This window comes from Aeromonas sp. 604176 (assembly GCF_049170755.1).
GTDB lineage: Bacteria > Pseudomonadota > Gammaproteobacteria > Enterobacterales > Aeromonadaceae > Aeromonas > Aeromonas veronii_A.
Window position 1 is genome coordinate 14,678 of the sequence record NZ_JAAKNE010000045.1, and the last position, 14,619, is coordinate 29,296.

Sequence of the window (14,619 nt, forward strand, 5' to 3'; positions counted from 1 at the left end):
AATTACTCTCCCCTCATTCCCTTGGCCAAGCGGTCGTAGAGGATCACATTGACCGAGGCCGCCAGATTCATACAGCCACTGGTCGGCACATAAACCACATCTTTCACCGCGCCATAGAGGGCAGGATCGAGCGTACCATCCTCCGGCCCGAAGATATAAAAAGCGCGTTCCGGATGGACATAGTCGGGGAGCGGTGTAGCGCCGTCGATCAGATCGACCACCACGGGCACGCATCCCTGCGGGATAAACGCCATCAGATCATCCACCCCGAGCAGCGGGATCTTCTCCACCATCTGCTTGGTATCAGTGGCAAAGCGGCGCGCCAGCTCGAAGCGGTTGCCGGTGTAGTAGACCTCGTCCACCCCGTAACAACCCGCAGCCCGCATCACGGAACCGACATTTTCCGGGGACTTGGGATTGACCAACCCCACGCAGCAGAATGCACTCTTTTCCATCATCTCTCCTCATCTTGCGACGGCCATTATAAGCCGTTGCAGGGCCACCGACCCGTTAAAAGTCCCCTCCCCGGCTAAACCGCTTGCCAACCCAGCTTTGAATGTCGATTTTTTGTGCGCAAGCCGACAAATTTTGTACAAGCCGATAGCCAGCAAACGTTTCCCAGCAATAATGGACAAACGTTTGTAAATGGATGTTTGTCTATGACTGAGCGTGAACAAGAGATCCTAGCCCTGCTGCGTCAGGATCCCATGATTGCCCAGCAGGATCTGGCCGATCGCCTCGGCATCAGCCGCTCCGCGCTGGCCAGCCACATCTCCAGCCTGATCCGGCAGGGATATGTGCAAGGCAGAGGTTATGTACTGCGAGAAGGCCCCTACGTAGTGGTGATCGGCGGTGCCAATATGGATATTTGTGGCACCAGCCATGACAACCTGCTGCTCGGCGACTCCAACCCGGGCAAGGTGCGCACCTCGGCAGGTGGTGTTGGCCGCAATATCGCCGAGAATCTGGCGCGGCTCGGCAGCGACACCCGGCTGCTTACAGCGGTCGGCAACGACCAGTATGGTCATCATCTGCTGGAGGTAAGCCAGCGGGCCGGCGTCGATGTGCGCCAGACCCTGGTGCTCGATGGCCACACTACCTCTTGCTACCTCAGCCTGCATGATGGCAGCGGCGAAATGAGCTGCGCCATCAACGACATGGCCATCATAGAGCAGCTCACCCCTGCCCGCCTGACCCCGCTCGGTGGCTTTCTCGGCGGTGCCCGGCTTTGGGTGCTCGACACCAATCTGGCCATCCACACCCTCGACTGGCTGTTCGAGCGGCAGGGAGAGCACGCCATCTTTGTCGATACCGTTTCGGTGGCCAAGGTGGAGAAGATCCGCCCCTGGCTCGGCAAGATCCACACCCTCAAACCCAATCGCAGCGAAGCCGAGCAGCTGTGCGGCATGACCATCGCCGGGCCCGAAACCTGGCCCATGGTGGCCGCCTGGTTCCACCGCGCCGGGGTCAAGCGGCTGTTCCTCAGTCTGGGTGAACAGGGGATCTTCTACAGCGATGGCGAGCAGCAGGGCCACCTGCCGGTGCTGGGCAGTCCGGTACTCAACGTCACCGGCGGCGGGGATGCCTTTATGGCTGGCCTCGCCCACGCCTGGCTGCAACAGCTCGACATTGCCCAGACCACCCGCTTTGCCCTGGGCTGTGCCGCCCTCACCGTCAATTGTTCCGATACCGTTTTTTCCGGTCTGAGCAAGACCGCCGTTGACCGCATACTGGAGGAGTACTCATGCTGAACGCTTACCTCGATATCCAACCGGAAGTGGCTGCCGCGCTGGCTGCTGGCAAACCGGTCGTTGCCCTCGAATCCACCATCATCTCCCATGGCATGCCCTATCCGCAGAACGTGGAGACGGCCCGTCAGGTAGAGCAGGTAGTGCGCGATAACGGCGCCATTCCGGCGACCATCGCCATCCTCGACGGCCGCCTCAAGGTGGGTCTCGATGCCGGTGCGCTGGAAGCACTCGGCCGGGCAGGCCACAGCGTGACCAAGTGCAGCCGCCGCGACATTCCGTTCGTACTGGCACGCAAAGGGATGGGGGCCACCACGGTCGCCTCGACCATGATCATCGCCGCCATGGCGGGGATCCGGGTCTTTGCCACCGGCGGTATCGGCGGGGTACATCGCGGTGCGCAAGAGACCTTCGATATCTCGGCCGATCTGCAGGAGCTGGCACAAACGCCAGTGGCCGTAGTCTGCGCCGGAGCCAAGTCGATCCTCGATATCGGGCTGACGCTGGAGTATCTGGAGACCCAGGGCGTGCCGGTGATCGGCTATCAAACCGAAGAGCTGCCCGCCTTCTACACCCGCGAGAGCGGCTTCAAGGTCGATTATCGCCTCGATACCCCGGCAGCCATCGCAGAGGCGCTGCGCCTCAAGTGGGAGCTGGGACTGGCGGGCGGCGCCGTGGTTGCCAACCCCATCCCGAGCGCACACGCCATGCCAAAAGCCGATATCGACGCAGCCATTGCCCAAGCGCTGCGTGAAGCCGATGAGCAGGGGATCAAGGGCAAAGCGTCTACCCCCTTCCTGCTGGCCCGCGTCTGCGAGCTGACTGGCGGCAACTCGCTGGCGGCCAACATCCAGCTGGTACTGAACAACGCGGCCCTCGGTGCCCGGATCGCTGCCAGCCTGTGATCGCACGCCGATACCTCGCCATGTAAAAGAGGGCCTCGCGGCCCTCTTGTTGTTTTTGCTATCTGCAGCGCTATTGCAACGCTGTGTTATTGCAGTACCACGCGCCCATTGAGTGGCTGTACCGGCCGGTTGTTGGGGTGGTGCATCACCGCCTTGAAGGCGTCGATCTGGGCCTGACTGACCTCAACCGGCTGCTTCATCACTAGCCAGCGCACTCCTTCCGAGCAGGGAGGCGTAGTAAGGGAACCGCTGAAGCGATAGTAGTCACGATTCTCGGGCAGCAGTTGCTCAGCAGAGAGCGGCGCCTTGAGGGCCTGGGTCTCCCCCACCTTGGCAGGTAGTTCACCCCAGGCAGCCGCCAGCGCCGGATTGGCCTTGCCAGCCTCGAACATCACCGCCACCACGGCGATCTCTCCCTTGTCACTGACGTGTACCAGATGCCCTTCCAGCGGATAGGATTTGCCCTCGATGAGGTTTTCACTCGGGGCGTGGAAGTGGAACTGCTTGAGCTCAAACCTGGTGCCATCGAGTTGCAAGGTGCTGCCCGGGGCATAACCGACCTGCACGGTATGACCGTTGTTGACCACTGTGTTGCCACCAGCCTGATAGTGGAGTGCCAGCGGGGCCAGTTTGGCCTCGACCAATCCGCTCAGGTCAACCGGCGACTGATTGCTGCCCGCACACTGGCCAAACTCAGGGGTCAGCTTGGCCCAGTGGGCAGGCCCCGCCTCACCGCTATATTCCCAATGGGGGGTGGCAGCAAACACGACAGGGCACAGCAACAGGGAGCAGGCCAACAGAGACTTTCTCATCATACATCCTTATCTTGATTGAAAAGCACGACCATCCCCTCCCCCGGATAGCGGGGCATGCAGAGATGGCATATCAGATACGCGGAATACAGAGCATCGGAGCGACTTTCTAATGGTAACGAGCACGGGTTGGTCAATCGGTTTGACCGCGGCTCAATACAGAGTCGTTTGGCAAGTATATGGTGAGGGATCGGCAGAGACAGTGAAAGAGGGGGAAATTAATCAGCCGGCTATCCACTCATCGTCTGGCAGGCGCGGGGCAAAGTTCAGAGTGTCACGCTTTCATAACAACCATCCATCACAACCATCGCGGGAGTCCGGGCTCCCGCTATGGTTGCCGATAACGGCAATTAACGGCCGCGATTCAACGCGATCAGACGATCAAGAATCGCCTCACCATCGGCGCGCAAACCGTTGTGCTCATATTCATTGGTGATCCAGGCTCGACTGTTGCCCAGGCCACGCAGGGTCTCGCGGCTGTAGTCAAACTCCACATACATATCCTCGGCATAGACGGCGCAGGCTACCGGCACCTGATTGCGGGCCAGCTGGGCCGGGTCATAGAGCTCCCCCCAGTCCGCCTTGTTGGCCAGCAGATGAGCTGCCTCTTTCAGGGGCAGCAACTCGCGGAACTGCTCGAACATCCAAGGGTAAACCATCTCGCCGGTGAAGGCGAAATCCTTGCCGGGTGCCCAGTTCACCGCAGGAAACTCCCCTCTGACCCGATCCGCCGCCCAGCGAGTCGCCTCCCCTTCGGCGTAGATAGCCTCGTGCAGAATGGCAAACAGCGGGTTGGTATTGAATGGCTGCATGCTCTGCACCTGATAGAGAAAGGCCGGGCTCAGCTTGTCACCGATAAAGGCCTCCTCCAGCAGGTAATAAAGCTCCTCAAAGGCACCCGTGGCACCAAGATCCAGCCCTTGCTGCTGGAACTGCTCCACCGTCAGGCGCTGGCCGTTGGGCAGCCGCACATCGTGCTGGTGCAGATGGTTGGCCAGCCGGTTGGCAATCCCCTGAGCATGGGGGAAGCGGGCGAAGAAAGCACGGTTCTTGTCGGCAACCCGCTTATAGGTGGCACGGTAAACCTCCTCGGCGCTACTGCCGATCGGCGCAATGCCACCGGTGATATAGACCTCCCGCAGGCTATCGGGGAAGAGCGAGAGATAGGTCAGGCAGCAAAAACCGCCAAAGCTTTGCCCCAGCAGGCTCCAGCGATGCTTGGGACTGAGCTCCAGCCGGATGAACTCGGCATCTTGCACTATACTGTCGGCGCGAAAATGGCCGAGATACTCCGCCTGCTCGGCCGGGGTCATTTTGGCCAGAATCTGCCCGTGAATGGGGCTCGACATCCCGGTGCCACGCTGATCCAGCAGCAGCACTCGGAACTCCTGCAACGCCCGCTTGAGCCAACCACTATTGGCCGTCGGGCGCGGCGCGCCGAAACCGGGACCGCCCTGCAAAAAGAGCAGCCAGGGCAACTTCTCATCGAGCTTGTCTTTACGGCAGAGGGTACGGGCAAACAGGGTAATGCTGTCACCATCCGGCTCATCATGATCGAGGGGAACGGTAAAAAAGTGCGGCTCACAATGAATGCCGTCCAGTACATAGCTCAAGGGGCTGCTCATCTGGGATCTCTCCGTCAGGATGGGAACATCATTGATCCCATCATATCCCCGCCCTGCCTTGGGGTCACTCAGGTTTTCCAAAATGTTAACAATGGCTTAAAGGTCGAAACATCACCCGACAAGCCGCTCTTCAACGGTGCTGAATTAATTGTTTTGCGAGGGAGATTGACGCCATGGCGCCATTCAACAAAGATGGCTCGCCTGCACAGGAGTGCAGCCATTCAGGCCGACAAAATAGATAAGGGAATGTGATGAAACCGAAGTGGATCAGGGCCAGAAAAAGAGAGAAGAAGCCATGCCCTGGCAGCATGCTGCAGACCGGAATGCTGCTGTTCAGTGCCACCTGTGGCGCAACGCTCTTTTTGGCAGCATGCAACAGCAACTAGAAATGAAAAAGCCCGCTCGATTGAGCGGGCTTTTCGAATTTGGCTCCTCCTACTGGACTTGAACCAGTGACATACGGATTAACAGTCCGCCGTTCTACCGACTGAACTAAGGAGGAATTGTGGTGCCCAGAGACGGAATCGAACCGCCGACACGGGGATTTTCAATCCCCTGCTCTACCGACTGAGCTATCTGGGCAACGGCGCGCATTAAACCCTTTCCAGCGCAGAGTGTCAACCATGATGGCACGATAAAAAGCGCGTTCGCTCAACAACCGAACGAAGCGGCCATTTATTATCCATTTCAGTCCTGTTTGCCGTACTTGCTGGCCTCTGAACACCCTGCAGGCGGCGCCAATATGATGGAAATTCGAGGTTCAGTGGGTCCGCCGCATTGAGCCGAATCCACTCTGCGAGTATGCTTTGCCGCAATGATACCGCCTGGAGGCAACATGAGTCTGAATATGCAAGAGTGGCGTGATGAGACCACCGAGATCGTCAACGAACTGCTGGCCGATGGCAGCAATCCCGATGCGGATTACGATATCGAGCACCACTTCGCCTGCCAGGATTTCGACCGTCTGGAAAAAGCAGCGGTTGACCTGTTCAAGGCCGGTTTTGAAGTGACCGATGCCGAAGAGATGGAACTGGATGACGGCGCCACCATCTTCTGCTTCGATGCCACCATCGAGTGCAAACTGAATGTCGAAGCGATCGTCGCCGATATCGCCAAGATGCTGCCCATCCTGGAAAAATACGGGGTGGATTACGATGGTTGGGGCACCTACTTCCAGGATTGATCCTGCCCCATCGTAAAACAACAAGGCCACCTTGCGGTGGCCTTGTTGTTTCTGACGATCTCTCACGCCAGATAGCTGGCAGCGAACTCCGCCGGCGGCAGGGGGCGACTGAACAGATAGCCCTGTAGCCGATCACACCCCGCCTCGGTCAGCCACAACTGCTGCTCGACGGTTTCCACCCCTTCTGCAGTAATGCAGATCCCCAGCTCATGGCCAAGTCCGATGACCGATCTCACGATGGCGGTGGTGGCACTGTTGCTGACCAACCCCTGGGTGAAGCTGCGATCCAGCTTGAGCGTGGCGACCTTGAGCCTTGGCAGATAGGCCAGCGAGCAATACCCAGTACCGAAATCATCGATGGCCAGTTGAAAACCGGCGGCGATCAGGTTATCCAGGTTGGTCTCGATCTCATCGGCATTCTCCATCAAGACTCCTTCAGTGATCTCCAGCTCCAGCCGGCCTGCATTCAGACCATGACGTGCAATGCAGCCCTGCACTAGCTTGCAGAGCGCCGGATCACGAAACTGCAACGGCGAAAGGTTGATGGAGAGTACCATATCCGGCTGATCGGTTTGCCACTGGGCCAACTGAGCACACCCCAACTCCAGCATCAGCTGACCAAGTTGGCCGATGATCCCCATCTCTTCGGCCAGTGGAATAAATTCTTCCGGCGAGATCATGCCAAGTTCAGGATGCGGCCAGCGGCAAAGCAATTCTGCACCACAAAGCTGATGGGTTGTGCTGCTGATAATGGGTTGGTAGACGGCAACCAGCTGGGATGACTTGATGGCGAGCGGTAACTGGGCGGCGATCAGTTGACGCCGCTTGAGCCGGGCGTGCAGCGCCGGATCAAACAGAGTGCAGTACTGCTGCTGCCGCTTGCCCTGCGCCAGCGCCGCTTCAGCATGGCTGAGCAACCGCTCGGCATCGCTTGCCCGCCCCTGAGCCAGCCCCAGAAACACCGGGATCTGGATACGATGCTCTTCCACCTGATAGTACTCCATCATCTGCTGCTGCAGATGCTGGTTCCATTCCTGCAACGGCTCGTTGAAATCGGGGAGTAACAGACAGAAGTCATCGGCAGCCACCCGGCAGAGCAAGGTTCGCGGCGGAACCAATTGCTGTAGTCGCTTGGCCACCTGGCTCAGCAGGCGATCAGCAATCCGGATCCCGAAGCGATCGTTAACCTCACGAAAGTGGTGCAGATCGACCAGCACCAGTGTGGCGCTGCGGCCCCCCAAATGGCGGCTGGTCTGCAAGAAACGGGAGAGTTTGAGCAGCCCGGTGAGGCTGTCGTAGTGCTGCTCCTGCTGCAACTGTGCCTGAGTGGTGCGCAAGCCAGTGATATCGCGCCCCAGCGTCAGGATCCCGAGGGAGTGACCATCCCCATCGGGGACATCGACCCGGGTGATCTCCATATGCCGTCCCTGCCCTCTGGCATCCAGCAGACAACATTCGCCGTGGCCCATCCCTTGGGGTGCCGCCAGCCGGAACGGCAGCTGCTGACCCAACACCTCATCCGCCCCCTGACCAATAAAGTCGAGAAACGCCTGGTTGCACTCCAGCAACACCCCGTTGTGATCATCGAAACGGATCAGGTCAGGGATGGCATCGAGCAGAAAACGCTGCAGCACCTGCTGTTTTTTGACCGTCTGTTCCAGGTGCTTGCGCTGGGCAATCTCGTTGACCATTCCGAATACGGCATATGGCTCACCCTGAGCCGTGTAAAGCGGGATCTTGTGCACCTCCATCCAGCAGGTCTCACCGCCCCGATTACAGTGCAACTGTTGATGAAGCAAGGGAACGCCCCCCGTCAGCAACTGCGCGTCCTCGGTACGAAATACATCGCCCCATGGCATCTCTGCATCACTCTTGCCGACCACCTCGGCGGGTGAACCCAACTTGGCCTCAATGGCAAATTCACGATTGGCAAACAGGTAGCGACCATGCCTATCACGACAGAAGATACTCATTGGCAACTGGTCGATGATCTGCTGAAGCAGATCCAGGGTAAGCATGTTGGTCACAGGGGCGCTTATGGAGGAATTTCGAGCAAATCTATGATAGCAAACCAATTTTGTAAAGCACCCCCGGTAACCCCTCCATTTACACCGATGCAGCACGCATGCTGACAGAGGTTGTCGCTCAGGTGATAATAGGCACCGGTTGGCCAATGGCCTGATAAATGGACGAGAGAAGCAAGATGAAAAAGATGATGGGGTGCGCATTGGCGCTGCTGCTGGCAGGTTGTGCTGGCGACAATAACGGTGGTGAGGAGTATCGCTACAACCCGCCGGTCGCCAAGGCGACCAACAATACCCAGGAGATGGCGATCCCGGTGGATCTGGTGTGGGCTCGCGCCGAAAAGTGGTTCACCGACCACGGCCTCACCATCGAAAACAGTCAGCGCGGTGCCGGCCTGATGACCGCCAATGTCAACCAGTCGGCCGACGGACTTGAGTGGCTGGACTGCGGCACCATGGGTTCCAAAGTAGCACTGGGCAACCCTGACCTGCAGATCAACCTGATCATCACCCAGAGCGGCAACAGCAGCGTGGCCACCGTCAACGTCAAAGGCAACACCGAGCTGTTCTTTGTGGAATCCTCAGGCGAGCGCGTATCAGCCCCGTCCATCAAGCCGGTCTGCGTCTCCCGCGGCACCCTTGAGCAGAGCCTGTTTGCCACACTCGGCAACTAATTTCGCCTCCCTGCCAAGATAAAAAAAGCGGCAGATTGCTCTGCCGCTTTTTTACTGTCCCGAGTTGGGCTTACTTGTCGATATCGAGCATGTTGTTGGTCAACATGTAATCGATCACTTGGTTGGCAGTAGTACCTGCCCCCCCCGTCAGACTATCGAAAGTATGGTTCATCAGCACTATTTCCTGAGTCACCGACGCAGTACTGCTCTCCTTGACCTGTAGATGTACCCCTTCATTGTCCTGGAACACCGACAGCAGGCTCTTCAGATCGTTCTGGTTACGAGAACCGTCGTGATCCAACAGGTCGCTCAGATCCAGCTTGTCACCTTCCGCCTTGGAGAAGTCGACCACGTAATCCTTGGCAACGCTGCCTGCGGCGGTATCGCCCTGCAGCCAGGTGGAGGTATCGGCACCGCTATCCCCCTTGAGAATGTCATTGCCAAGCCCGCCAACCAGGATGTCATTGCCCAGACCACCGATCAGGTTATCGTCGCCAATACCACCAAACAGGGTATCGTTGCCGCTGCCACCGTACAGGGTATCGTTGCCGCTCTCGCCATACAGGGTGTCGTTGCCGGCACCACCGAACAGGATGTCGTTGCCGGCACCACCGAACAGGAAGTCATCGCCACCCTGACCGAACAGGATGTCGTTGCCATCCCCGCCAATCAGCACGTCCGCCTTGTCATTGCTGGAGGACTGATCGAACTCGCTGGCATGGTCCGTGATGTAGTCATGGACCTGGGCATCGGTCACCGAGCCTGCGCCCAGCTTGCCGGCCACATACTGCTTGATGGCCGCGTAGCCTTCACCGTTGATACTGGCGAAGTGGATGGCATCCCCGAACAGGATGTCGTCGCCAGCACCGCCGTCGATCCGGTCACTGCCCGGCAGGTTATTCACCGAGGTGCCCAAGATGGCGTTGGCCAAATCGCTGGCGTTGACGCCGGTCATGATGACGCCGTCAGAGTCATAGGACTTGAGATCGTTGTAGGAGATGTTGGCCCCCAGTCCGATCGCTTCTACCGTAACCCCCATCCCAGTAAGCAGCCCAAAACCTGCTACCGAGTTATTGATAGTTGAGCTGGAGGTAGTGCCGCCATCACCATCCAGTGTTGAGTAGGTATATCCCCCCCTACCATCCGGACGCATAAAACCGATCGGGTTGCTGTATCTACCATCGGCATACACTCGGCCAGCGCTGTCGATGATGGTGTAGCCATTGGAGCTATATACCCGACCCGGAATATAGGTGCCACCAAGCAGACTGTTGAGATAGACGTCATAGCTGCTACCTGAGAAATTCAATACCCTCGGGTTGGAGCCTTCGTTACCGAGGTAATAAGTTGGCTGACCATCGGTAATGAAATAGGACAGATTCTTGGCATTACTGTTACTTTGAGCCGTAGAACTACTGAACCAGTTAGCAACCGTCTTGAACACATCTTCATAGTTGGTCCCCCCTCCGCTACTCATGGAATCGATTACAGCCTGCAGCTGATTCAAGGCATTGCTGTCTTTCAGGTTCACACTAATACTGGCATTCGACAGAGCATCAAAGTCAACCAGCATGATGTTGACTGTACCAGCCCCTTCGCTACCTGCGCTCGCTTTGAGGCTGGCGAAGATCTGTGCCAACTGGCTCTTGATGGTGTTCATGGCGCTGGTGCCGATACTGCCCGAGCTGTCGACCATAAAGGCGATGTTGTAGTTCTGGCCCGGCAGTACCACGCTGCCATCCAGATCCCCGACCACGATATTGTGCTCGTTGCCATAGCTGCGGTTCTGATCGCCCGGCTCCCCTTCGGTGGAAAGGAAGTAGCTCATGCGGATCGAATCCTGATCCGATGCACTGCTGGTCTGATCGGTCGCCACTTCCTTGGCAATGGCTTCTACCTTGAGGTCGAACTGGCCGGCACTGCTGCCCGGCACCCGCAGGGTCAGACCGGTCAGTTTGACGTCCAACGCGCTCTGGTTCCACAGACCGGTCAGCGTCAGCGTGCCATCGGCCCCCACGGTACCTAGCACGGTGGAGCCCTGATAGAGGGTCGACCCCGTCGGCATGCCGGTCAGCACCAGGCTGTCGAACTGCTCGCTACCATCACGGTCGGTCAGGGAAGCAGTGATCTCGAGCGGGTAATCCACCACACTCGGCTGTACCGCCGTCAGGGTGCCGTCGGTCTGGTTGAACTGGTAAATGCCGTCATCAAACTGCACCAACTCGATGTCGTAGAGCGACTTGCTGATGGTGACGCCGTTCTCCTTCACCAGGAAGTTGAAACCGCCGTCACTTCTGCGCTCGATGACATAGTTGGCACGCGAGCCCATCAGTACGGCCAGGTCGGTACCGGCGCCGCCAAACAGGGTGTCGCCACCCAATCCGGCCACCAGGATATCGTTGCCGGTACCGCCGTCGAGGGTGTCACCTGAGGTGGAGTTGCCACCGACCAGCACGTCATTGCCAGCACCGCCGACGAAGTAATCGCCGCCGCCCTTCACGCTGACGATATAGTCATTGCCGTTGCCGCCCACCACTTGATCCTGACTGGTGGTGCTGTCGGTCAGACTATTGGTGATGCCAAAGTTGCCCTTGTTGAAGTTGCTGCTCTGGAACGCCCCGGTGGAGATGCCGGACGACGGGTACTGGGTATAAAGCGGGACGCCGTTGCCGGTCAGGCTGATGTCGACCACCGGCTTGTCCGCGACCGCCGTGATATCGATCACCAGCTTGCCTGAGTTACTCAGGTTGGCACCATCGCTGATCTGGTAACCCAGAGTGGCGTAGTCCCCTTGCTGGTTGCCCGTCGTCGTACCGCCACCATTGAGGGCATTGCTGCTGGATTCATTGAGACTAGGCACAAAGCGCAGATGGCCGCTGTCGATATCGGCGTAGGAGACAAGATCCCCCACCTTCACTGCAATCCACTGGCCAGCAGCGTTCAGGTATTCCAGCTTGCCGCTCAGCGGCAGGGTGTTGATCTGCACGCTCAGGTCAGAAGCGGCCTGATCATCGCTGGCACCAAACTGGGCCCACTTCAGCACCAGTGGCGCGTCCTCCTTGCCGGCACTGTAGCCACCCGTGGTCACCGGCGCCCGATCGTTGTCCAGTATGGTGCCGGTCCCGCTCTGCCCACCGATGGTCACCGAGAGGGTCTCGTTCGTTTCGACCAAGCGATCGTTCACCGTCGGGATGGTCACAGTAAAGTCCGACACGCCGGCTGGTACCGTGATCTTGCCGGTAGTGCTGTTATAGGTCACACCATTGCTGAACTGGGCATTGCCCCAATCCTGGTTGGAGGCGGGGTTGTTGCCCGAACCACGAATGGCGAAATCGTATTCAGTCGCTTCCTGGGTCGCATCTGACAGGGTGACTTTGTGCAGCAGATTGCCCCCTTCGGTTACGCTCTCGCTGGAGACTCCCTGAACCAGCGGCGTGAAGAGAGGCTTGGTTGCAAAGGAGCCAATGCTGGCGTCGCCGTCACCATCCACCACCCGGACCTGGAAGTCGATGTCGCCATCACCCAGAGGTTTGGACATGCGCTGATACTGGAAGAACTCCCACTTGCCTGTGGCCGGCGTAAACTCCAGCTTGAAGATGAGGTTGCCGTCCGCATCCTTCCCGACCAGGGTATTAGCGCCGCTGGCGGTGATGGCGATGGCAGAACCGGAAGCCGTTCGCAGACCATTTTCGAAGGTTGCCGGGTCCATTACCAGCCCGATGGAGCCCTTGCCATCCGCCCCCCACTGCGGGGTCACGGTGCCAGAACCATAGGCGATTGCCTGCGCCGTGTTGGAACCGAGGAACTCGATGCTCTGTACGGTGAAGTCGCTGTTGTCGGAGGTATTGGTGCTGCCGTTGTTGGTCGCCTTGATCACCATGGTATCAAAGCCACCCTGCTGCACCTGGAAGTTCTGGTTGAACTCCCCACCCGATGCGTTGGAGTTGAATACCAGGGTACTGATCAGTACACCACCGCGATAGAACTCCACGACCCCGCTCTCCAGCTCGCCGCCAAACATCTTGCTGAACTTGATGTTGGCGCCGTAGGCAACCTTGCCCGCATCCAGCCTGACGATCAGCTGCTCGGAGGCGGACGATCCGTCGGCAAAGTGACGGAAGTCAATCTCGTTGGCGAGGTTGTGGTAAGGCGCAGCTCCGCTGGCCACCCCCAGCCCCGAGCTGGAACCGTTGACCACCGCCGTTACCAGTGAGGAGTCTGTTGCCGACTTGAAGCCCAGGGCGCTGATAGTAAAGCCCGCCATGTTCAGAGTGCTCTGGTTGCCACTGTACTTGGTCAGGTCAAAGAGCCCGGTCAGCACGTTCGGAATATCGGTCTTCACCACGGAAACGGCATCGCTGTTGTCAGCAATGGGGGAGTCGTCCTCAACGCTGACATCCAGCTTGTCCTTGGTGACGCCGCTGCCATCGGAGACCTCCACATCCAGCTGGAACGACAACTTGTCTTCCGAGGTCGTATCCCCGTGGTCGAGGGGACCTTTGAGGGTCACGTCATAGGTCCACTCACCCTTTCCACTGGCATTGGGTGCCGTCAGCTTGACCTCGACCACAGCCTTGTAATCGGCGCCGCCAATCACCCCTGTGTAGCCAACCAGCGTCTTGCTGCCCGCATCCCAGCTCCACTGGACCTTTGCCCCACCGGACGTCAGCCCGGCCGGTCCATTCAGGGAAATGTTGAGTGTGCTGCTGTCGATGTCGCCCACCGAGAGGGTACCGGACGCCTTGATGGCATTGGTGGTATCCGGATTGCCGACCGTGTCGGCAATGCCGTTTGCCAACCCCTCTTCAGAGACGATAACCCCGTTGGAGATGGTCAGCGTCGGCAGGTCGTTGACCGCATCCACCTTGATGGTCACGGTTGCGGGACTCGCATCCACGGCGCCGTCGTTGTCTACCGCCGCATAGTTGAAGCTGGTGTTGCCGTTCCAGTTCGCATTCGGAGTGAAGGTGAGGTTGCCGGCGTCCGCCACCGCAATGCTCTGATCCACGGTCACCGCCACACCGTTCAGATAGAGGATGCCGTTGGCAGGCAGGCTCTTGATAGTGAAACTCACCACGTTGCCATCAATGTCGCTGCCACTGAGGGTCGGAATGGCGATGCTGGCTGCATCTTCCTGGCCGTTTGCCTGCTTGTTCGCCGTCTCCGGCGCTTCATTCAGGATCTGCGCGTTGTCGCTGCCCGGCAGTGAGACGTTGCCCGCCTTGTCGGTCTGGGTCGCCGTCACCGTCAGCGACTTGCCGTTGGCCGGGGTCGTTTCCGTCCAGCTGATGGTGCCGTTCTGATAGCCGTAGCTCTTGCCATTGCTTGCCAGCAGGGTGCCATCGGCCTTGAGCGTCAATTGGACAGTGCTGTTCACCCCACCATTGTTGATGGTAAGCGTCACCTTGCCGCCCGCAACCAAGTCAGCATGATTGACCTCTGCCCGAACCTGGATCTGATCATTGCCAATCTCGCCCTTGGTCAGCATTTGGTCATTATTGGTGTCATCAACGATGATCACGGTCGGTGCTGAGGAAGCTACGCTGTCCAGGATCGCATTTTCGCTGTCGGTCGCCGGGTTGCCCGCCTGGTCGGTCACGTCCGCCTTCACGGTGAACTTGCCATCCGCCAGGCCGCTGGCCCCCAGG

Annotated in this window: 9 protein-coding genes and 2 tRNA genes; 4 read left to right on the forward strand and 7 right to left on the reverse strand. The window is 58.7% G+C overall.

The window, feature by feature from the left end; genetic code table 11:
* Positions 1-2: 2 nt before the first annotated feature.
* Complete coding sequence (locus G5358_RS10235; RefSeq protein WP_216954310.1) at positions 3-455, reverse strand: RNA methyltransferase; 453 nt, start codon at positions 453-455, stop codon at positions 3-5.
* A gap of 204 nt (positions 456-659) precedes the next feature.
* Here G5358_RS10235 and G5358_RS10240 point away from each other — a divergent pair, with 204 nt between their 5' ends.
* Both G5358_RS10240 and G5358_RS10245 read left to right on the forward strand, forming a co-directional pair.
* Complete coding sequence (locus tag G5358_RS10240; RefSeq protein WP_182938132.1) at positions 660-1,751, forward strand: PfkB family carbohydrate kinase; 1,092 nt, start codon at positions 660-662, stop codon at positions 1,749-1,751.
* Positions 1,745-2,653, forward strand: a complete 909-nt coding sequence (locus tag G5358_RS10245) for a pseudouridine-5'-phosphate glycosidase (protein WP_139441989.1) — start codon at positions 1,745-1,747, stop codon at positions 2,651-2,653. The genes G5358_RS10240 and G5358_RS10245 overlap by 7 nt, the downstream gene beginning before the upstream one ends.
* 86 nt (positions 2,654-2,739) lie before the next feature.
* On the opposite strand, the gene G5358_RS10250 is transcribed toward G5358_RS10245, so the two are convergent.
* The 4 genes from G5358_RS10250 to G5358_RS10265 all read right to left on the reverse strand — a co-directional run bounded on the left by G5358_RS10250 (position 2,740) and on the right by G5358_RS10265 (position 5,672).
* On the reverse strand, positions 2,740-3,465 hold the full coding sequence (locus tag G5358_RS10250) for a carbonic anhydrase (protein ID WP_421324052.1): 726 nt from the start codon (positions 3,463-3,465) through the stop codon (positions 2,740-2,742).
* Positions 3,466-3,815: 350 nt separating this feature from the next.
* Positions 3,816-5,090 (reverse strand): alpha/beta fold hydrolase, encoded by a 1,275-nt coding sequence (locus G5358_RS10255; protein WP_421324049.1) that lies wholly within the window; start codon positions 5,088-5,090, stop codon positions 3,816-3,818.
* Between the two features lie 426 nt (positions 5,091-5,516).
* A tRNA-Asn gene (locus tag G5358_RS10260) sits at positions 5,517-5,592 on the reverse strand.
* A 4-nt stretch (positions 5,593-5,596) separates the two neighbouring features.
* Positions 5,597-5,672 (reverse strand) — tRNA-Phe (locus G5358_RS10265).
* A gap of 265 nt (positions 5,673-5,937) precedes the next feature.
* Between G5358_RS10265 and rraB the strand changes: the two genes are divergently transcribed.
* Positions 5,938-6,273, forward strand: a complete 336-nt coding sequence (rraB, locus tag G5358_RS10270) for a ribonuclease E inhibitor RraB (RefSeq protein WP_026034893.1) — start codon at positions 5,938-5,940, stop codon at positions 6,271-6,273.
* A 62-nt stretch (positions 6,274-6,335) separates the two neighbouring features.
* On the opposite strand, the gene G5358_RS10275 is transcribed toward rraB, so the two are convergent.
* Positions 6,336-8,300, reverse strand: coding sequence for an EAL and GGDEF domain-containing protein (locus tag G5358_RS10275; protein ID WP_421324050.1), 1,965 nt, complete (start codon positions 8,298-8,300; stop codon positions 6,336-6,338).
* 176 nt (positions 8,301-8,476) lie between these two features.
* On the opposite strand from G5358_RS10275, the gene G5358_RS10280 reads away from it, so the two are divergent.
* Positions 8,477-8,971, forward strand: a complete 495-nt coding sequence (locus G5358_RS10280; RefSeq protein WP_216952967.1) for a hypothetical protein — start codon at positions 8,477-8,479, stop codon at positions 8,969-8,971.
* 70 nt (positions 8,972-9,041) lie between these two features.
* Here the strand turns inward: G5358_RS10280 and G5358_RS10285 are convergent.
* A partial coding sequence (locus G5358_RS10285) for a type I secretion C-terminal target domain-containing protein (RefSeq protein WP_421324051.1) occupies positions 9,042-14,619 on the reverse strand: 5,578 nt, incomplete at its 5' end.